This window comes from Pseudomonas sp. GM33, from assembly GCF_000282295.1.
GTDB lineage: Bacteria > Pseudomonadota > Gammaproteobacteria > Pseudomonadales > Pseudomonadaceae > Aquipseudomonas > Aquipseudomonas laurylsulfatiphila.
The window spans coordinates 35501-55188 of sequence record NZ_AKJO01000067.1; the positions used below are offsets into that span (position 1 = coordinate 35501).

Sequence of the window (19688 nt, forward strand, 5' to 3'; positions counted from 1 at the left end):
CTCCTAAATCTCAGTTCTGTAAGGGTTTTCCTTTAATCCGCGCCTTGACGGTGTGGTGGGCGCATTCCTATAGTGTGCGCAAGTGGCGGAAAGTGGCATGAAGTGGGTTTTTTGAGCTCAAAACGCTAGAATTTGGAGAAACGCTGACGTGTTTCGCGGAGCCAACGCTATCAGTCTCGATGCAAAGGGCCGTCTCGCCATGCCGAGCCGGTACCGTGACGAGCTCGATTCGCGTAGTTCCGGTCAATTGATCGTAACAATTGATGCCGTTGATCCTTGTTTGTGTGTTTACCCCCTCGATGAGTGGGAAATTATTGAAACCAAACTGCGCGCACTGCCTTCGCTTCGCGAAGAGAACCGCCGCCTGCAACGTTTACTGATTGGTAATGCCGTCGATCTCGAGCTCGATGGCAGTGGTCGTTTTCTGGTTCCACCGCGTCTTCGTGAATATGCCAAGTTGGATAAGCGCGCGATGTTGGTAGGCCAACTGAACAAGTTCCAATTGTGGGACGAGGATGCCTGGAACGCGGTTTCTGCCGCTGACCTGGCTGCTATTCAACAACCGGGCGCGATGCCTGATGAACTGCGTGATTTGATCCTGTGACTATTGATAGCGGCTTTAACCACATCACCGTACTGCTTGACGAAGCCGTCGAGGCTCTCGCCGTACGTCCTGATGGCTGCTATCTGGACGGTACGTTCGGGCGCGGCGGACACAGCCGGTTGATCCTCAGCCAGCTCGGTCCCGATGGTCGCCTGCTCGGATTCGACAAAGATCCACAAGCGATTGCCACCGGGCAGACGCTAGCGGCCGAAGACGGCCGCTTTGTCGTTGTGCAGCGCAGCTTTGCCGAGCTCGGTTCGGAAGTCGCCGAGCGCGGTCTGGCCGGCAAGGTCAGCGGCGTTCTGCTGGATCTGGGCGTGTCTTCGCCACAGCTCGACGATCCTGAGCGCGGTTTCAGCTTCCTCAACGACGGCCCGCTGGACATGCGCATGGATCCGTCCCGTGGCATCAGCGCTGCCGAATTCGTCAACACCGCGCCCGTGGAAGAGATCGCCCGAGTATTCAAGGAATACGGCGAAGAGCGTTTCTCCGGCCGCATGGCCCGTGCCGTGGCCGAGCGCCGCGACATCAAGCCATTCGAACGCACCGGTGACCTGGCAGAAGTCCTGAAGGTCGCCAACCCGGCATGGGAAAAGGGCAAGAACCCCGCCACCCGCGCGTTCCAGGGCCTGCGCATTCACGTCAACAACGAACTGGGTGATCTGGAAACCGGTCTCGAAGCCGCGCTGGAGTGCCTGGAAGTGGGCGGTCGCCTGGTGGTGATCAGCTTCCATTCGCTGGAAGACCGTATCGTCAAACTGTTCATGCGCAAGCTGGTGAAAGGCGAAGCCGACAACCTGCCGCGCAACCTGCCGGTTCGGCATGTCGCCTTCGAACCGAAAATCAAAGTCCATGGCAAAGCGCAGACGGCCTCCGACGCCGAACTCAAAGCCAACCCACGTTCGCGAAGCGCTGTCATGCGTGTGGCGGAGAAGCTGCGGTGAGCAAGCTTTTCGCCAAGCCATTGCCCGGCGGAAGCTTTTTCATGCTGCTGCTGTTTGTCGGCGTGCTCGTTTCGGCCATCGGCGTGTCTTACAGCGCGCACTGGAATCGTCAGCTATTGAATTCGCTGTACAGCGAATTGAGCGTGCGCGACAAGGCGCAGGCGGAGTGGGGGCGGTTGATTCTGGAGCAGAGCACCTGGACCGCCCACAGCCGTATCGAAGTGCTGGCCACCGAACAATTGAAAATGCACATCCCCGGTGCCGCTGACGTGAAGATGGTGGCGCCATGATGAAACTCGAAGGTGCACTCTTTCCTTGGCGGTTCCGTGTGGTGCTGGGCTTGCTCGGCATCATGGTAGCTGCGATTGCCTGGCGCATCATCGATTTGCAAGTGGTCGACCGTGCCTTCCTTAAAGGTCAGGGCGATGCCCGCAGTGTTCGTCATATTCCGATTCCGGCTCACCGTGGTCTGATCACCGACCGTAACGGCGAGCCTTTGGCCGTGAGTACTCCGGTCACCACCCTATGGGCCAATGCCAAGGAAATGCAAACGGCCAAAGAAAAGTGGCCGGCGCTGGCGGCTGCCTTGGGGCAGGACCCGAAAGCCCTGGCCGAACGACTCGAAGCCCAGGCCAACAAGGAATTCATTTATCTGGTGCGCGGGCTGACCCCGGAGCAGGGCCAGGCTGTACTCGATCTGAAAGTGCCGGGTGTCTATGGCATCGAAGAGTTCCGGCGCTTTTATCCTGCCGGCGAAGTCACCGCCCATATGGTCGGGTTTACCGACATCGACGATCACGGTCGTGAAGGCGTCGAACTGGCCTACGACGAATGGCTGGCCGGGGTCCCCGGCAAGCGTCAGGTGATCAAGGACCGGCGCGGCCGGCTGATCAAGGATGTCCAGGTCACCAAAAACGCCAAGGCCGGCAAGCCCTTGGCGTTGTCCATTGACCTGCGCCTGCAATACCTGGCCAACCGCGAATTGCGCAACGCGATCATCGAGAACGGCGCCAAGGCCGGCAGCCTGGTGATCATGGACGTGAAGACCGGCGAGATTCTCGCGATGGTCAACCAGCCGACCTACAACCCGAACAACCGTCGCAACCTGCAACCGGCGATGATGCGTAACCGCGCGATGATCGACGTGTTCGAGCCGGGTTCGACCATGAAAGCGATCTCGATGAGCGCCGCCATCGAAACCGGTCGCTGGAAACCGAGCGACACCGTCGAGGTGTATCCGGGCTCCTTGCAGATTGGCAAGTACACCATCAAGGACGTATCCAAGACCGAAGGCCCGGTGCTCGACCTGACCGGCATCCTGATCAACTCCAGTAACGTGGGGATGAGCAAGGTCGCGTTCGATATCGGCGGCGAAACCATTTTCCGTCTGGCGCAGAAAGTCGGCCTCGGCCAGGACACCGGTCTGGGCTTCCCGGGCGAGCGCGTCGGCAACCTGCCGAACTACCGCGAATGGCGCAAGGCGGAAACCGCCACGCTGTCCTATGGCTACGGTATTTCCGTGACCGCGATCCAGTTGGTTCACGCCTTCTCGGCCCTGGCCAACAACGGCCGCCTCGCGCCGCTGACCCTGATCAAGACCGACAAGGCACCGCAAACCACCCAGGTGCTGCCGGAGGCCGTGGCGAAAACCATGCAAGGCATGCTGCAGCAAGTGATCGAGGCCCCGCGCGGTGTGTTCCGCGCGCAGGTGCCGGCGTATCACGTGGGCGGCAAGTCGGGTACTGCGCGTAAAACTTCGGTCGGCACCAAGGGTTATGCCGAGAACTCCTACCGTTCGCTGTTCGCCGGTTTCGGCCCGATGAGCGATCCACGCTACGCCATAGTGGTGGTCATCGATGAACCGACCAAAGCCGGTTACTTCGGCGGCCTGGTATCCGCGCCGGTGTTCAGCCGCGTGATGTCGGGCACTCTGCGCCTGATGAACATCACGCCGGACAACCTGCCACCTACTCAACAAGCGAACGCAACACCGGTCGTTCCGCTGAAAGCCAATGGAGGGCGCGGCTGATGTCTCTGAGCCTGAACAAGATTTTCCCTCACGCCGGCCACGATCTACTGATTCGCGAGCTCGCCCTGGACAGCCGCAACGTGCGCGCGGGCGATCTGTTCCTCGCCGTGCCTGGCGGGAAGTTCGATGGGCGTGCGCACATTGCCGACGCCTTGCAACGCGGTGCGGCGGCAGTGGCCTATGAGGTGGAAGGCGCCACTGTGCTACCCATCACCGAGGTTCCCTTGATTCCGGTCAAAGGGCTGGCCGCTCAGCTGTCGGACATCGCCGGACGTTTTTATGGCGAGCCAAGCCATCATCTGAACCTGATCGGCGTGACCGGCACCAACGGCAAGACCAGTGTCACTCAACTGGTTGCCCAGGCGCTGGATCTGCTTGGCCAGCACTGCGGCATCGTCGGCACCCTGGGTTGCGGTTTCTACGGCGCACTGGAAAGCGGCCTGCACACCACGCCGAACCCGATTGCCATGCAAGCAACGCTGGGCGACCTGAAAAAGGCCGGTGCCAAAGCCGTGGCGATGGAAGTCTCTTCCCATGGTCTGGACCAGGGCCGCGTGACGGCACTGGCCTTCGACGTGGCGGTGATGACCAACCTGTCTCGCGATCACCTGGATTACCACGGCACCATGCAGGCCTACGGCGAAGCCAAGGCCAGGCTGTTCGCCTGGAACGATCTGAAATGCCGGGTGGTTAACCTCGACGACGACTTTGGTCGGCAACTGGCTGCTGAAAAACGTGAATCGCGGTTGATCACCTACAGCCTGCTCGACAGCAGTGCCTACCTCTATTGCCGTGAAGCGCAGTTCGACGACGAAGGCGTGCGCGCCACGCTGGTCACGCCGCAGGGTGAACACCATCTGCGCAGTACCTTGCTCGGCCGTTTCAACCTGAGCAACGTGCTCGCCGCGGTTGGCGCCTTGCTTGGCCTGGATTACGCACTGGACGAAATTCTCAAGGTGCTGCCGAAACTCGAAGGCCCGGCCGGTCGCATGCAGCGCCTCGGCGGCGGCACTCAACCGCTGGTGGTGGTCGATTACGCCCACACCCCGGATGCCCTGGAAAAAGTCCTGACGGCCCTGCGTCCACACGCCAAGGGCCGATTGCTCTGCCTGTTCGGCTGTGGCGGTGACCGCGATCGCGGCAAGCGTCCGTTGATGGCCGAAGTGGTCGAGCGCCTGGCCGATGGCGTGCTGGTGACCGACGACAACCCGCGCACTGAAGATCCATCGGTGATTTTCGATGACATCCGCGCCGGTTTCACGGCTGTGGATAAAGTGGAGTTCGTTGCCGGTCGCGGTCAGGCGATTGCCCGTTTGATCGCCAGTGCCTCGGTGGATGACGTGATTGTCCTGGCCGGTAAAGGTCACGAGGACTATCAGGAAATCAATGGCGAGCGTCATGCCTTTTCCGATCTGGTCGAGGCCGATCATGCCTTGACTGCATGGGAGGTGGCCCATGCTTAAGGCCTTGCAACTGAGCGAACTGACCGGCGCGCTGAATGCTCGCCTGGTGTCGACCGATGCCAGTTTCGACGGCGTCAGCATCGACAGCCGCGCCATCAAGCCGGGTCAGCTGTTTATTGCCCTGACCGGTCCGCGCTTCGATGGTCATGATTATCTGAATGAAGTCGCTGCCAAGGGCGCCGTGGCCGCGCTGGTCGAACGCGAAGTCGCCGACAGCACATTGCCGCAGTTGCTGGTCAGCGATACTCGCCAGGCCCTCGGGCAGTTGGGTGCGCTCAATCGCGCCGCCTACACCCATCCGGTCGCGGCAGTCACCGGTTCGAGCGGCAAGACCACGGTCAAGGAAATGCTTGCGAGCATCCTGCGCACCCGTGGCCCGGTACTGGCGACCCGTGGCAACCTGAACAACGATCTCGGCGTGCCGCTGACCCTGCTCGAACTGGCGCCGGAGCATACGGCGGCAGTGATCGAACTCGGTGCTTCGCGCCTTGGCGAAATTGCTTACACCGTTGGCCTGACCAAACCGCACGTGGCCATTCTCAACAATGCCGGGACCGCCCACGTCGGCGAGTTCGGTGGCCTGGAAAAAATCGTCGAAGCCAAGGGCGAGATCATCGAAGGGCTGGAGGCCGATGGTGTCGCAGTGCTCAATCTCGACGACAAGGCATTCGGTATCTGGAAGACGCGTGCCGGTGATCGCAAAGTGCTGACGTTTGCGTTGAGCAACACCAGCGCCGATTTCTACGCCAGTGATCTGACCACCGATGCCCGTGGCTGCCCGGCATTCAATCTGCACAGCCCTGAAGGTGTAGAGCGCGTTCAACTGAACCTGCTCGGCACCCATAACGTCGCCAATGCCATGGCCGCCGCCGCTGCCGCCCATGCCCTGGGTGTGTCGCTGTTCGGTATCGCCACCGGTCTCGGCGCGGTGCAACCGGTCAAGGGTCGTACCGTCGCGCAATTGGCCAGCAATGGCATGCGCGTGATCGATGACACTTACAACGCCAACCCCACCTCCATGTGCGCTGCCGTTGATATACTGGCCGGCTTTTCCGGTCGCACCGTCCTGGTGCTCGGGGATATCGGCGAGTTGGGCGAATGGGCGGAGCAGGGGCACCGCGACGTGGGCGAATACGCCCGCGGCAAGGTTTCTGCGCTGTACGCCGTCGGGCCAATGATGGCTCACGCCGTGAACGCATTCGGTCCAGAGGCTTTTCACTTCAGCACGCAGGCTGAACTGATCAATGCCCTGGGCTCCGAGCAAGACACAAACACCACCATTTTGATCAAGGGGTCGCGCAGCGCTGCGATGGAAAACGTCGTCGCCGCCTTGTGCGGGTCCAGCCTGGAGAAACATTAATGCTGCTGCTGCTAGCGGAGTATCTGCAACAGTTCTACAAAGGCTTCGCGGTCTTCCAGTACCTGACCCTGCGCGGGATTCTCGGTGTACTGACCGCGCTGGTCTTGTCCCTGTGCTACGGCCCGTGGATGATCCGCACTTTGCAGAACCGTCAGATCGGCCAGTCCGTTCGCAACGACGGCCCGCAGTCGCACCTGTCCAAGTCGGGCACACCGACCATGGGCGGCGCGCTGATCCTGTCGTCCATCGGTGTCAGCACCCTGCTGTGGGCTGACCTGAGCAACCGTTACGTCTGGGTCGTGTTGCTGGTGACCCTGCTGTTCGGCGCCATCGGCTGGGTCGACGACTACCGCAAGGTGATCGAGAAAAACTCCCGTGGCTTGCCAAGCCGCTGGAAGTATTTCTGGCAATCGGTGTTCGGCCTGGGCGCCGCGATCTTTCTTTATATGACCGCCTCCACGCCGGTGGAAACCACACTGATCCTGCCGATGCTCAAGGACTACAGCATTGCGCTGGGTGCCGGTTTCATCGTGCTGACCTATTTCGTGATTGTCGGTTCGAGCAACGCGGTCAACCTGACCGACGGTCTCGACGGCCTGGCGATCATGCCGACTGTGATGGTGGGCGGCGGCCTGGGCATCTTCTGCTACCTGTCGGGTAACGTGAAATTCGCCGAATACCTGCTGATTCCTTATGTACCGGGCGCGGGCGAACTGATCGTGTTCTGCGGCGCACTGATCGGCGCCGGCCTGGGCTTCCTGTGGTTCAACACCTATCCGGCACAAGTCTTCATGGGCGACGTCGGCGCACTGGCACTGGGCGCGGCCTTGGGCACCATCGCAGTGATCGTCCGTCAGGAAATCGTCCTGTTCATCATGGGCGGCGTGTTCGTGATGGAAACCCTGTCAGTGGTCATTCAGGTTGCCTCCTTTAAGCTGACCGGTCGCCGCGTATTCCGCATGGCGCCGATTCACCACCACTTTGAACTCAAGGGTTGGCCCGAGCCACGTGTGATCGTTCGTTTCTGGATCATCACCGTGATTCTCGTGCTGATCGGCCTTGCCACCCTGAAGCTGAGGTAGAAACTCGTGTCTCTGATCGCTTCTGACCACTTCCGCATCGTTGTCGGCCTCGGCAAGAGCGGCATGTCCCTGGTTCGCTTCCTGGCGAACCGGGGCGTGGCGTTTGCCGTGGCCGATACGCGGGAATATCCACCGGAACTGGCCACGCTCAAGCGTGACTATCCGCACGTGGAAGTGCGTTGTGGCGAGCTGGACGTCGAATTCCTGTGCCGCGCCGACGAACTCTACGTGAGCCCCGGTCTGGCGCTGGCGACCCCGGCCCTGCAGGCCGCCGCCGCACGTGGCGTGAAATTGTCCGGTGACATCGAGCTGTTCGCGCGTAACGCGAAGGCGCCGATCGTGGCCATCAGCGGTTCCAACGCGAAAAGCACCGTCACCACCCTGGTCGGCGAAATGGCGGCGGCGGCGGGCAAGCGAGTGGCCGTCGGCGGTAACCTCGGCACACCGGCGCTGGATCTGCTGCACGACGACGTCGAGCTGTACGTGATGGAGTTGTCGAGTTTCCAGCTGGAAACCACCGATCAACTCAACGCCGAAGTGGCGACCGTGCTCAACGTCAGCGAAGACCACATGGACCGTTACAGCGGTCTGCCGGCCTATCACCTGGCCAAACACCGGATCTTCCGTGGTGCCAGACAGTTCGTGGTCAATCGCCAGGATGCCCTGAGCCGTCCGTTGATGGGCGAGGGCCAGCCGTGCTGGACCTTCGGCCTGAGCAAACCGGATTTCAAAGCCTTCGGCATCCGTGAAGAAGACGGCGAGAAATACCTGGCCTTCGAATTCCAGAACCTGATGCCGGTGCGCGAATTGAAGATTCGTGGTGCCCACAACCAGTCCAACGCCCTGGCGGCCCTGGCCTTGGGCCATGCGGTCGGCTTGCCGTTCGACGCCATGCTGTCGAGCCTGCGCACCTTCGCCGGTCTCGAGCATCGCTGCCAATGGGTCCGCGACCTCGATGGCGTGGGCTACTACAACGACTCCAAGGCTACCAACGTCGGTGCTGCACTGGCCGCCATCGAAGGCCTGGGTGCGGACATCGACGGCAAGGTCGTGCTGATCGCCGGCGGTGACGGCAAGGGCGCCGAGTTCAAGGACCTGCGCGATCCGGTGGCGGCCAACTGCCGCGCCGTGGTGTTGATGGGCCGCGACTCCGACAAGATCGGCGAGGCCATTGGCGACGCCGTTCCGCTGATCCGTGTCGCTTCCCTGGTCGAAGCCGTCGAACAATGCCGCGCCGCCGCCCAGCCGGGCGACGTGGTGCTGCTGTCGCCAGCCTGCGCCAGCTTCGACATGTTCAAGAACTACGAAGACCGTGGTCACCAGTTCGTCCAAGCCGTGGAGGATCTGGCATGAGCCTCAAAGGCATCATCAAGCCGTATCCATCGCCGCTCATCACCGGGCGCGGTATCGACCTCGACTTCCCGATGCTCGCCGGTTGCCTGACGCTGCTCGGCCTGGGGCTGATCATGATTGCCTCGGCATCGACCGAAGTGGCGGCCGTGCAGTCGGGCAGCGCGCTGTATTACATGATCCGCCACCTTATTTACGTGGTGCTGGGCCTGGGTGCCTGCATTGTTACCATGATGATCCCGATTGCCACTTGGCAACGCCTGGGTTGGCTGATGCTGCTGGGGGCGTTCGGCTTGCTGGTGATGGTGATCATTCCAGGGATCGGCCGCGAGGTTAACGGCTCGATGCGCTGGATCGGTTTCAGTTTCTTCAACGTCCAGCCTTCCGAGATCGCCAAGGTGTTCGTGGTGATCTACCTCGCCGGATATCTGGTGCGTCGCCAGAAAGAAGTGCGTGAAAGCTGGATGGGCTTCTTCAAGCCGTTCATCGTGCTGCTGCCGATGGCAGGCCTGCTGCTGATGGAGCCGGACTTCGGTGCCACCGTCGTGATGATGGGGGCCGCGGCGGCGATGCTGTTCCTTGGCGGCGTGGGGCTGTTCCGTTTTTCCCTGATGGTGGTGCTGGCTGTCGGCGCGGTGGTGCTGTTGATTCAAATGCAGCCCTATCGAATGGCGCGTCTGACCAACTTCGCCGATCCGTGGGCCGACCAGTTCGGTGCCGGTTATCAGTTGTCCCAGGCATTGATCGCTTTCGGTCGCGGCGAATGGCTGGGCGTTGGCCTGGGCAACAGCGTGCAGAAACAGTTCTACCTGCCGGAAGCCCACACTGACTTCGTGTTCTCGGTCCTGGCCGAAGAGCTGGGCGCAGTGGGCTCGTTGTGCACCGTGGCACTGTTCGTCTTCGTGTGTATTCGCGGTATGTACATCGGATTGTGGGCCGAGAAGGCCAAGCAGTTCTTCGCCGCCTATGTTGCCTACGGTCTGTCGTTCCTGTGGATCGGCCAGTTCCTGATCAACATCGGCGTGAACGTCGGCCTGTTGCCGACCAAGGGTCTGACCCTGCCGTTCCTCAGTTACGGCGGCAGTTCGTTGGTGATCTGCTGCGCCTGCCTCGGCTTGTTGCTGCGCATCGAGTGGGAGAGTCGTACCCACCTGGGCAGCGAGGAGATGGAGTTCCATGAGAGCGACTTCGCCGAGGAGCCGCACCATGGGCGCTAACGTGATGATCATGGCTGGCGGCACCGGTGGCCACGTGTTCCCGGCGCTGGCCTGTGCCCGCGAATTCCAGGCGCGCGGCTATACCGTGCACTGGCTTGGTACCCCGCGTGGCATCGAGAACGATCTGGTGCCGGCAGCCGGCATCGAATTGCACCGGATCAACGCCAGCGGTCTGCGGGGCAAGGGCAAATTGTCCCTGCTCAAGGCACCGTTCATGTTGTTCAAGTCGGTCTGGCAGGCACGGGCGATCATTCGTCGTCTGCAACCAGTCTGCGTCGTGGGCTTTGGTGGCTTTGTGACCGGCCCTGGCGGGGTCGCAGCCAAACTGGTCGGTGTGCCGGTGATCGTTCACGAGCAGAACGCCGTAGCCGGTACCGCCAATCGGTTGCTGGTGCCGTTGGCCGCCCGAGTCTGTGAAGCGTTCCCCGACACCTTTACCCTGTCGGACAGCCGCCGGACCACCGGTAACCCGGTGCGCACCGAGCTGTTCCTCGATACATCGCGACCTGCCCTGGCCGGTCGCAAGGCGCGTTTGCTGATCCTGGGCGGAAGCCTTGGCGCAGAGCCGTTGAACAAGTTGCTGCCTGAAGCCCTGTCGCAAGTCGCTGCCGACTTGCGTCCGGAAGTGTTCCATCAGGCCGGCAAAAACCATGATGAAGTGACTGCAGAGCGCTATCGCGCGGCTGACGTCGAGGCGCAGGTGCAGCCCTTCATCAAAGACATGGCCCAAGCCTACAGCTGGGCCGACCTGGTGGTCTGTCGCGCAGGCGCGCTGACCATCAGTGAACTGGCCGCCGCCGGTCTGCCCTCGATGCTGGTGCCTTTGCCCCATGCCATCGACGATCACCAGACCCGCAACGCCGAATATTTGGCCCGTGAAGGCGCAGCCTTCCTGATGCCACAAAGAACGACTGGTGCAGCGGATCTTGCCGCTCGCCTGACAGAGGTCCTGATGCAACCACAACGACTCAACGAAATGGCTACCGCGGCACGCCGCCTCGCCAAACCCGATGCCACCCGTAACGTCGTCGATAGCTGCCTGGAGGTGGCCCATGGTTGAGAGTCAGAAAGCCATGCCACAACCGGAAATGCGCCGCATCCGTCGCATCCACTTCGTCGGAATCGGCGGTGTGGGCATGTGCGGGATCGCCGAAGTGTTGCTGAACCTGGGGTATGCCGTATCCGGTTCCGACCTGAAGGCTTCGCCGGTGACTGAGCGTCTGGAGTCCTTTGGCGCGCAGATCTTCATCGGCCACCGCGCCGAGAACGCCGCCGCTGCCGACGTACTGGTGGTGTCGAGTGCCGTGAACACGTCCAACCCGGAAGTCGCTACCGCGCTGGAACGCCGTATCCCAGTGGTGCCGCGTGCCGAAATGCTGGCTGAGCTGATGCGTTATCGCCACGGTATCGCCGTTGCCGGTACCCACGGCAAAACCACCACCACCAGCCTGATCGCCTCGGTGTTCGCGGCCGGTGGCCTGGACCCGACGTTCGTGATCGGTGGCCGCCTGAATGCCGCGGGCACCAATGCCCAGCTTGGCACCAGCCGCTACCTGATCGCCGAGGCCGACGAAAGCGATGCCAGCTTCCTGCACTTGCAGCCGCTGGTGGCTGTGGTCACCAACATCGACGCCGATCACATGGCGACCTACGACGGTGACTTCAACAAGCTGAAGAAAACCTTCGTCGAATTCCTGCACAACCTGCCGTTCTACGGTCTCGCGGTGGTGTGCCTGGACGATCCGGTGGTGCGTGAAATCCTCCCGCAGGTCAAGCGTCCGACCGTGACCTACGGCTTCGGCGAAGACTGCGACGTGCGCGCCATCAACGTGCGCCAGCAAGGCATGCAGACCTTCTTCACCGTGCTGCGCCCTGACCGCGAGCCGCTGGATGTGTCGGTGAACATGCCGGGCAACCACAACGTATTGAATGCACTGGCGACCATCTGCATCGCCACCGACGAAGGCGTCAGCGATGAAGCCATCGTCCAGGGCCTGTCCGGCTTCCAGGGTGTCGGCCGACGGTTCCAGGTCTACGGCGAACTGCCGGTGGACGACGGCAACGTGATGCTGGTCGACGACTACGGTCACCACCCGACCGAAGTCGCGGCCGTGATCAAGGCCGTACGCGGTGGCTGGCCGGAGCGCCGCCTGGTGATGGTCTACCAGCCGCACCGCTACAGCCGCACCCGTGACCTGTACGACGATTTCGTCAATGTACTGGCCGACGCCAACGTGCTGCTGCTGATGGAAGTCTATCCGGCCGGCGAAGAGCCGATTCCGGGAGCCGACAGCCGCAAACTGTGCAACAGCATCCGTCAGCGTGGCCAGCTCGACCCGATCTACATCGAGCGTGGTGTCGACCTCGCGCCAGTGGTCAAGCCGCTGCTGCGTGCCGGCGACATCCTGCTGTGCCAGGGCGCCGGTGATATCGGCGGTCTCGCACCAAAACTGTTGAAAAGCGAGTTGTTCGCCGGTGCCGTTGCCGCACCGGAGAAGGGGAAGTTGAAATGACTGCTGCCTACGCCAACCTGTTCTCCACGATCGCGCCGAAAGACTTCGGCCGCGTCGCCGTGCTGTTCGGCGGCAAGAGTGCCGAGCGCGAGGTGTCCCTGAAGTCGGGCAACGCGGTTCTCGACGCGCTGCTTAGCGCCGGTGTCGACGCGTTCGGCCTCGACGTGGGCGATGACCTGCTGCAGCGTCTGCAGAGCGAAAAGATCGACCGCGCCTTCATCATCCTTCACGGTCGTGGCGGTGAAGACGGCAGCATGCAGGGCCTGCTCGAATGCCTGGGCATTCCGTACACCGGCAGCGGCATCCTGGCGTCGGCCCTGGCGATGGACAAACTGCGCACCAAGCAGGTCTGGCACAGCCTGGGCATTCCGACGCCACGTCACGCAGTCCTTTGCAGCGAGGCCGATTGTATTTCGGCAGCGACGGAACTGGGCTTCCCTTTGATCGTCAAACCGGCCCATGAAGGTTCAAGTATCGGTATGGCCAAAGTGAGTTCCGCGTCCGAATTGATCGACGCATGGAAAGCGGCCAGTACCTACGATTCGCAAGTGTTGGTCGAGCAATGGATTCACGGTCCGGAGTTCACCATCGCCACCCTGCGTGACCAGGTGTTGCCTCCGATTGCCCTGGGCACGACGCACAGCTTCTACGACTACGACGCCAAGTACATCGCCAACGATACCCAGTACCGCATTCCGTGCGGTCTGGACAGCGTCAAGGAACAGGAACTCATGGAACTCACGGCGAAAGCCTGTGAAGCGCTGGGTATCGCCGGTTGGGGCAGGGCAGACGTGATGCAGGACGCCGAAGGGCAGTTCTGGTTCCTGGAAGTCAACACCGCACCGGGCATGACCGATCACAGCCTGGTGCCGATGGCGGCCCGTGCCGCCGGTCTGGATTTCCAGCAACTGGTCCTGGCCATTCTGGCCGAGAGCGTTGCCGGCAATGCTGCCGGTCACCAAGAGTCGACGAGAGGTTAAGGCCATGCAAGGCGCTCAGCTCAGACATCAGCCCACCGCACCGACCGGCCGCAAGCCGGTACCGCGGGGTGCCAGCCGAATGGTGGCCAAAGAGCCGATGTCCGCGCGCCTGCCGAAAGCCAACTTCGGTTTTCTCAAAGCGTTGTTCTGGCCGGTGCTGCTGGTGGCCTTGGGGTTCGGTACTTATGAAGGCGCGACACGCTTGTTGCCGTATGCCGACCGGCCGATCACCAAAATCAACGTGCAGGGCGACCTGAGTTACATCAGCCAGCAAGCGGTGCAGCAGCGGATCGCCCCGTACGTGGCGTCGAGCTTCTTCACCATCGACCTGGCGAGCATGCGCACCGAGCTTGAAACGATGCCATGGATTGCCCACGCCGAAGTGCGCAGGGTGTGGCCGGATCAAGTGGTGATCCGCCTGGAAGAACAACTGCCGGTGGCCCGTTGGGGCGACGAGTCGCTGTTGAACAACCAGGGCCAGGCCTTCACCCCGCGCGAGCTGGCGAACTACGAACACTTGCCTCAACTGTTCGGCCCACAGCGGGCCCAGCAGCAGGTGATGCAGCAGTACCAGGTGTTGAGTCAGATGCTCCGGCCTCTGGGCTTCTCGATTGCACGCCTGGAGTTGCGTGAACGCGGCAGCTGGTTCCTGACCACCGGACCCGGCAGTGCCGGCCCGGGGATCGAACTGCTGCTCGGACGCGGCAACCTGGTGGAAAAGATGCGCCGCTTCATCGCCATCTATGACAAGACGCTCAAAGAACAGATTACGAACATTGCGCGCATCGATCTGCGCTACGCCAACGGCCTCGCTGTTGGCTGGCGGGAACCTGTAGCGCCCACGGCAGCCCAACCCGCTGTCGCGAAGAATTAAGAAGAGGCAGGACCCATGGCAAACGTGCAAAGCGGCAAAATGATCGTCGGTCTCGATATCGGCACCTCCAAGGTGGTGGCGCTGGTAGGCGAGGTCGCGGACGACGGCACGCTGGAAATCGTCGGGATCGGTACCCATCCGTCCCGTGGCCTGAAAAAAGGCGTGGTGGTGAATATCGAATCCACCGTGCAATCGATCCAGCGCGCCATCGAAGAAGCGCAGCTGATGGCCGGTTGCCGCATTCATTCGGCATTCGTCGGCGTGGCCGGCAATCACATCCGCAGCCTGAACTCCCACGGCATCGTGGCGATTCGTGATCGCGAAGTCAGCTCGGCCGACCTCGAGCGCGTGCTCGACGCTGCCCAGGCCGTGGCGATCCCGGCTGACCAGCGCGTGCTGCACACCTTGCCGCAAGACTACGTGATCGATAACCAGGAAGGCGTCCGCGAGCCGCTGGGCATGTCCGGCGTGCGTCTGGAAGCCAAGGTCCACGTGGTCACCTGCGCCGTCAATGCCGCACAGAACATTGAAAAATGCGTGCGTCGCTGCGGCCTGGAAATCGACGACATCATTCTCGAGCAACTGGCTTCCGCGTATTCGGTACTGACCGATGACGAGAAAGAGCTGGGCGTGTGCCTGGTGGACATCGGTGGCGGTACCACTGATATCGCGATCTTCACCGAGGGTGCGATCCGTCACACCGCCGTCATCCCGATTGCCGGTGACCAGGTGACCAACGACATCGCCATGGCGTTGCGCACTCCGACCCAGTACGCCGAAGAAATCAAGATTCGCTACGCCTGCGCCCTGGCCAAACTGGCCGGTGCCGGTGAAACCATCAAGGTGCCAAGCGTTGGCGACCGTCCGCCACGCGAATTGTCCCGCCAGGCCCTGGCCGAAGTGGTCGAGCCGCGCTACGACGAACTGTTCACGCTGATCCAGGCCGAACTGCGCCGCAGCGGCTACGAAGACCTGATCCCGGCCGGCATCGTGCTGACCGGCGGTACCGCGAAGATGGAAGGTGCCACTGAACTGGCCGAGGAAATCTTCCACATGCCGGTACGCCTGGGCGTGCCGCATGGCGTGAAAGGTCTGGATGACGTGGTCCGCAACCCGATCTATTCCACCGGCGTCGGCCTGTTGATGTACGGCCTGCAGAAGCAGTCCGACGGCATCTCGTTCTCGGGCATCGGCAGCCGCGACAGCTACAGCAACGAAGAGCCACAGGCTCCGCTGCTGGACCGCCTGAAGAAGTGGGTCCAGGGCAATTTCTGAAGAATTACCGCAACACCGTTACACCGAAGCACGCAGTAGGCGAAAAAACTAGAGAATGTAAAGGAGAGGGAAAATGTTCGAACTCGTAGACAACATCCCCGCAAGCCCGGTAATCAAAGTTATCGGTGTCGGCGGTGGCGGCGGCAACGCTGTCAACCACATGGTCAAGAGCAACATCGAAGGCGTCGAGTTCATCTGCGCCAACACCGATGCTCAAGCGCTGAAAAACATCGGCGCGCGTACCATCCTGCAACTGGGCACCGGCGTGACCAAGGGCCTGGGCGCTGGCGCCAACCCTGAAGTCGGCCGTCAAGCCGCTCTGGAAGACCGTGAGCGCATTGCCGAAGTCCTGCAGGGCACCAACATGGTGTTCATCACCACTGGCATGGGCGGCGGTACCGGTACCGGTGCTGCGCCGATCATCGCCGAAGTGGCCAAGGAAATGGGCATCCTCACCGTTGCGGTGGTGACCCGTCCGTTCCCGTTCGAAGGCCGCAAGCGTATGCAGATCGCCGACGAGGGCATCCGCATGCTCTCCGAAAGCGTCGACTCGTTGATCACCATTCCCAACGAGAAGCTGCTGACCATCCTCGGTAAAGACGCCAGCCTGCTGTCGGCTTTCGCCAAGGCTGACGATGTACTGGCCGGTGCCGTTCGCGGTATCTCCGACATCATCAAGCGTCCGGGCATGATCAACGTCGACTTCGCCGACGTGCGTACCGTGATGAGCGAAATGGGCATGGCGATGATGGGCACTGGCTGCGCCAGCGGTCCGAACCGTGCACGCGAGGCCACCGAAGCGGCCATTCGCAACCCGCTGCTGGAAGACGTGAACCTGCAAGGCGCTCGCGGCATCCTGGTAAACATCACCGCCGGTCCGGATCTGTCCCTGGGCGAATACTCCGACGTGGGTAGCATCATCGAGGCATTCGCTTCCGAACACGCGATGGTCAAGGTCGGTACCGTTATCGATCCGGACATGCGCGACGAGCTGCACGTGACTGTCGTTGCAACCGGCCTGGGCGCTAAAATCGAGAAGCCTGTGAAGGTCATCGACAATACCGTTCACACTTCGATGGCTGCACAGCCACAACAACAGGCCCCTGTTCGTCAGGAAGCTCCAGCGGTGAACTACCGTGACCTGGACCGTCCGACCGTCATGCGCAACCAGGCCCAGGCCGGTGCTGCGACTGCCGCGAAGATGAATCCGCAAGATGACCTGGACTACCTGGACATCCCGGCTTTCCTGCGTCGTCAGGCCGATTGATGAAATGTATCAGGGCTATGAAGGTGATTGGTGTTCAGCAAAGGCGTGGTCTGCTATCATCGCCAGCCTTTGTTGATACCAGTTCGCAATTTGCGCTGAAGCGGCCCATGCCATGATTAAACAACGCACCCTGAAGAATATTATCCGTGCCACAGGTGTCGGCCTGCACTCCGGGGAGAAGGTCTATCTGACCCTCAAGCCAGCGCCTGTCGACACCGGCATTGTGTTTTGTCGCGCCGACCTCGATCCCGTGGTGCAGATTCCTGCCCGCGCGGAAAACGTCGGTGAAACCACTATGTCGACCACGCTCGTTAACGGTGACGTCAAAGTGGACACGGTAGAGCACTTGCTCTCGGCCATGGCAGGCCTGGGCATCGATAACGCCTACGTCGAGCTCTCCGCGTCCGAAGTCCCGATCATGGATGGTAGCGCCGGACCTTTCGTATTCCTGATTCAATCGGCTGGCCTGGAAGAACAGGACGCCGCCAAGAAGTTCATCCGCATCCTGCGTGAAGTGACAGTGGAAGATGGCGACAAGCGCGCTACTTTCGTCCCTTTCGAAGGGTTCAAAGTGAGCTTCGAGATCGATTTCGATCACCCGGTTTTCCGTGACCGCACCCAAAGTGCAAGCGTGGATTTTTCCAGCACTTCGTTCGTAAAAGAAGTCAGCCGCGCCCGTACCTTTGGATTCATGAGTGACATCGAGTACCTGCGCAAGCACAACCTCGCACTCGGCGGCAGTGTTGAAAACGCTATTGTGGTCGACGCCGATGGCGTACTGAACGAAGACGGCCTTCGTTATGAAGACGAATTCGTGAAGCACAAGATTCTCGATGCAATTGGTGACCTCTACCTGCTGGGCAATAGCCTGATTGGTGAGTTCAAGGGCTTCAAGTCCGGCCACGCACTGAACAACCAGCTGCTGCGCAAGTTGATTGAGCAGACAGATGCCTGGGAAGTCGTGACGTTCGAAGACGCCAGCACTGCACCGATCTCTTACATGCGCCCGGTTGCGGCCGTGTGAGCAAAAAACCTCTCTAGTTTTTTAAAGGCTGCCTTCGGGTGGCCTTTTTTTATGCCCGAAGTTTGTAGTGCCTGGGCTGGCCTCATCGCGAGCAAGCTCGCTCCCACAGTTGATTGCATTCCCCTGTGGGAGCGAGCTTGCTCGCGATGGCGTCCTCCCATCCAATGAAAATCCTATTCGGCACAAACAACCCGGTTACGCCCCCTCTCCTTGGCCTGATACAGCGCCTTGTCCGCGCTGAACAGCAACTGTTCCAAAGTGATTTCGCTGGCCGCCGTCCAGGTGGCAATACCGATGCTCACGCTCATCGGTTGCTCACCGGCGTCGACCAGTGGCAGTTTTTGCACAGCCTCACGAATATGTTCGGCAATCTGCCGTGCACCGTCATTGCCTGTTTCAGCCAGGACCACCGAAAACTCTTCGCCCCCGTAGCGCGCCACCAGGTCTGTGGGGCGGTGGACATTGGCGCTGATGACTTCGGCCAATGCCCGTAACGCTTCGTCGCCGGCCTGATGTCCGTGCCGGTCATTGAAGGCCTTGAAGTGATCGGCATCGATCATCAGCAACGACAACGACTTGCCACTGCGCTGAGCGCGAAACCATTCATGGCGCAGGGTCTGATCAAGGGATCGGCGGTTGGCCACGCCGGTCAAGGCATCGGTGGCCGCCAGTTGCGACAATTCCTGCTCGGCGATCTGGCGCAGGCGCAACTCGCGGCAGAGCAGCCAGGTCAACCACAGCAATCCGATGCACAAAACCCCGGTAGCACCGCTGATCACATAGGCCGTACGGTTCCAGGTGGCGAACACCTCATCCAGAGAAAGGGCCACGATGACAGTCAGCGGCAGGTTGCCAACCCGGGTAAAGGTGTACAAGCGCCGTTGATGGTCGACGCTCGACACGCTTTCGAAGGTGCCATTGCGCTCCTGCAGCATGCGTATGACGTTGGGGCGGCTGGAGAAGCTTTTGCCGATGGAGTTGGGTTCCCGGTACGGCTTCTGCGCCAGGAGGATCCCGTCATTGTCGATGATGCCCAGCGTGCTGCCGGTGCCGATGTCGAGGCTGTTGAACAACTGGTCGAAGTAGCTCATGCGCATCGAGGCGACCGCGACCCCCAGAAACTCACCCGTGGGCGAGGAAATGCGCCGGCTGAAACTGATGCGCCATTGGTCGCTGTCATCGCAGTCACAGCGAGGCTTGAACGGTCGGCTGATAAACATGCCGGTGTCACGATTGAAGACATGGGCCAGGAAATAATCGCGGTCAGCGAAGTTACCCGGTTTCGGTTCGATCAACGATGAGTCGGCCAGCACGTCGCCGTGCTTGTCCAGCAGGAGGATGTCGCCCTTGTAGCGCGCGGTGGTGGAGCGGTCGAACAGCGCCAGATGACGAATCTGCGGCGAAACCTGTTTCAGGTCGTCCCGTTGGGCGGCGGCGATCAGGCCCTGCAAGGTCAGGTCATAGAGCTCGACCGTACGCAGGACATCGGCATCGATCAGTTGCGCAATGGTGGTCGCGCTGCGTGTGGCGGTCTGCTGGGCGTTGGCGTGTTCGCGGATCAGCAGAAAAGTGACGATGCACAGGATCGAGATGACCGTCAGGGTGCTGCCGAAGATCACCATGATCTCGGGTCGCCCGGACGGGCCTTGAAAATGTGGGGTGCGGCTTGCGGTCATAGGGCTGACGTCTGCTAAAGGGACGCTGTA

The 19688-nt window shown here is 61.3% G+C and carries 17 protein-coding genes; 16 read left to right on the forward strand and 1 reads right to left on the reverse strand.

Going from position 1 to position 19688, the window contains the following annotated elements; translation table 11 throughout:
- The first annotated feature begins 148 nt into the window (after positions 1 to 148).
- The 16 genes from mraZ to lpxC all read left to right on the forward strand — a co-directional run bounded on the left by mraZ (position 149) and on the right by lpxC (position 17982).
- Complete coding sequence (gene mraZ / locus PMI26_RS21085; protein WP_007917012.1) at positions 149 to 604, forward strand: division/cell wall cluster transcriptional repressor MraZ; 456 nt, start codon at positions 149 to 151, stop codon at positions 602 to 604.
- Entirely contained in the window at positions 601 to 1548 is a 948-nt protein-coding gene (gene rsmH / locus PMI26_RS21080) for a 16S rRNA (cytosine(1402)-N(4))-methyltransferase RsmH (RefSeq protein WP_007972589.1), read from the forward strand. The genes mraZ and rsmH overlap by 4 nt, the downstream gene beginning before the upstream one ends.
- Positions 1545 to 1838 (forward strand): cell division protein FtsL, encoded by a 294-nt coding sequence (gene ftsL / locus PMI26_RS21075; RefSeq protein WP_033047641.1) that lies wholly within the window; start codon positions 1545 to 1547, stop codon positions 1836 to 1838. The genes rsmH and ftsL overlap by 4 nt, the downstream gene beginning before the upstream one ends.
- The gene (locus tag PMI26_RS21070; protein WP_177323526.1) at positions 1838 to 3577 is read left to right on the forward strand and encodes a peptidoglycan D,D-transpeptidase FtsI family protein; all 1740 of its coding nucleotides are present in this window, start codon (positions 1838 to 1840) and stop codon (positions 3575 to 3577) included. Before ftsL ends, PMI26_RS21070 begins: the two co-directional genes overlap by 1 nt.
- The gene (locus PMI26_RS21065) at positions 3577 to 5040 is read left to right on the forward strand and encodes a UDP-N-acetylmuramoyl-L-alanyl-D-glutamate--2,6-diaminopimelate ligase (RefSeq protein WP_007972595.1); all 1464 of its coding nucleotides are present in this window, start codon (positions 3577 to 3579) and stop codon (positions 5038 to 5040) included. Before PMI26_RS21070 ends, PMI26_RS21065 begins: the two co-directional genes overlap by 1 nt.
- A complete protein-coding gene (locus PMI26_RS21060; RefSeq protein WP_007972597.1) occupies positions 5033 to 6400 on the forward strand; it encodes a UDP-N-acetylmuramoyl-tripeptide--D-alanyl-D-alanine ligase in 1368 nt (455 codons plus the stop codon). Before PMI26_RS21065 ends, PMI26_RS21060 begins: the two co-directional genes overlap by 8 nt.
- A complete protein-coding gene (gene mraY / locus PMI26_RS21055; protein ID WP_007972599.1) occupies positions 6400 to 7482 on the forward strand; it encodes a phospho-N-acetylmuramoyl-pentapeptide-transferase in 1083 nt (360 codons plus the stop codon). The genes PMI26_RS21060 and mraY overlap by 1 nt, the downstream gene beginning before the upstream one ends.
- A 6-nt stretch (positions 7483 to 7488) precedes the next feature.
- On the forward strand, positions 7489 to 8835 hold the full coding sequence (gene murD, locus PMI26_RS21050; protein ID WP_007972601.1) for a UDP-N-acetylmuramoyl-L-alanine--D-glutamate ligase: 1347 nt from the start codon (positions 7489 to 7491) through the stop codon (positions 8833 to 8835).
- Entirely contained in the window at positions 8832 to 10049 is a 1218-nt protein-coding gene (ftsW, locus tag PMI26_RS21045) for a putative lipid II flippase FtsW (RefSeq protein WP_007972603.1), read from the forward strand. The genes murD and ftsW overlap by 4 nt, the downstream gene beginning before the upstream one ends.
- Positions 10039 to 11109, forward strand: coding sequence for an undecaprenyldiphospho-muramoylpentapeptide beta-N-acetylglucosaminyltransferase (gene murG / locus PMI26_RS21040; RefSeq protein ID WP_007972606.1), 1071 nt, complete (start codon positions 10039 to 10041; stop codon positions 11107 to 11109). Before ftsW ends, murG begins: the two co-directional genes overlap by 11 nt.
- Positions 11102 to 12562: a UDP-N-acetylmuramate--L-alanine ligase gene (murC, locus tag PMI26_RS21035; RefSeq protein WP_007972608.1), complete on the forward strand. Its 1461-nt coding sequence runs from the start codon at positions 11102 to 11104 to the stop codon at positions 12560 to 12562. Before murG ends, murC begins: the two co-directional genes overlap by 8 nt.
- On the forward strand, positions 12559 to 13542 hold the full coding sequence (locus PMI26_RS21030; RefSeq protein WP_007972609.1) for a D-alanine--D-alanine ligase: 984 nt from the start codon (positions 12559 to 12561) through the stop codon (positions 13540 to 13542). Before murC ends, PMI26_RS21030 begins: the two co-directional genes overlap by 4 nt.
- Before the next feature lie 4 nt (positions 13543 to 13546).
- On the forward strand, positions 13547 to 14416 hold the full coding sequence (locus PMI26_RS21025) for a cell division protein FtsQ/DivIB (RefSeq protein ID WP_007972610.1): 870 nt from the start codon (positions 13547 to 13549) through the stop codon (positions 14414 to 14416).
- A 15-nt stretch (positions 14417 to 14431) separates the two neighbouring features.
- A complete protein-coding gene (ftsA, locus tag PMI26_RS21020; protein WP_007972611.1) occupies positions 14432 to 15691 on the forward strand; it encodes a cell division protein FtsA in 1260 nt (419 codons plus the stop codon).
- Positions 15692 to 15764: 73 nt separating this feature from the next.
- Positions 15765 to 16958, forward strand: coding sequence for a cell division protein FtsZ (gene ftsZ, locus PMI26_RS21015; RefSeq protein ID WP_007972612.1), 1194 nt, complete (start codon positions 15765 to 15767; stop codon positions 16956 to 16958).
- Positions 16959 to 17070: 112 nt separating this feature from the next.
- On the forward strand, positions 17071 to 17982 hold the full coding sequence (lpxC, locus tag PMI26_RS21010; protein WP_007939852.1) for a UDP-3-O-acyl-N-acetylglucosamine deacetylase: 912 nt from the start codon (positions 17071 to 17073) through the stop codon (positions 17980 to 17982).
- 173 nt (positions 17983 to 18155) lie between these two features.
- On the opposite strand, the gene PMI26_RS21005 is transcribed toward lpxC, so the two are convergent.
- Positions 18156 to 19658 (reverse strand): sensor domain-containing diguanylate cyclase, encoded by a 1503-nt coding sequence (locus PMI26_RS21005; RefSeq protein ID WP_007972613.1) that lies wholly within the window; start codon positions 19656 to 19658, stop codon positions 18156 to 18158.
- Between the last annotated feature and the right edge of the window lie 30 nt (positions 19659 to 19688).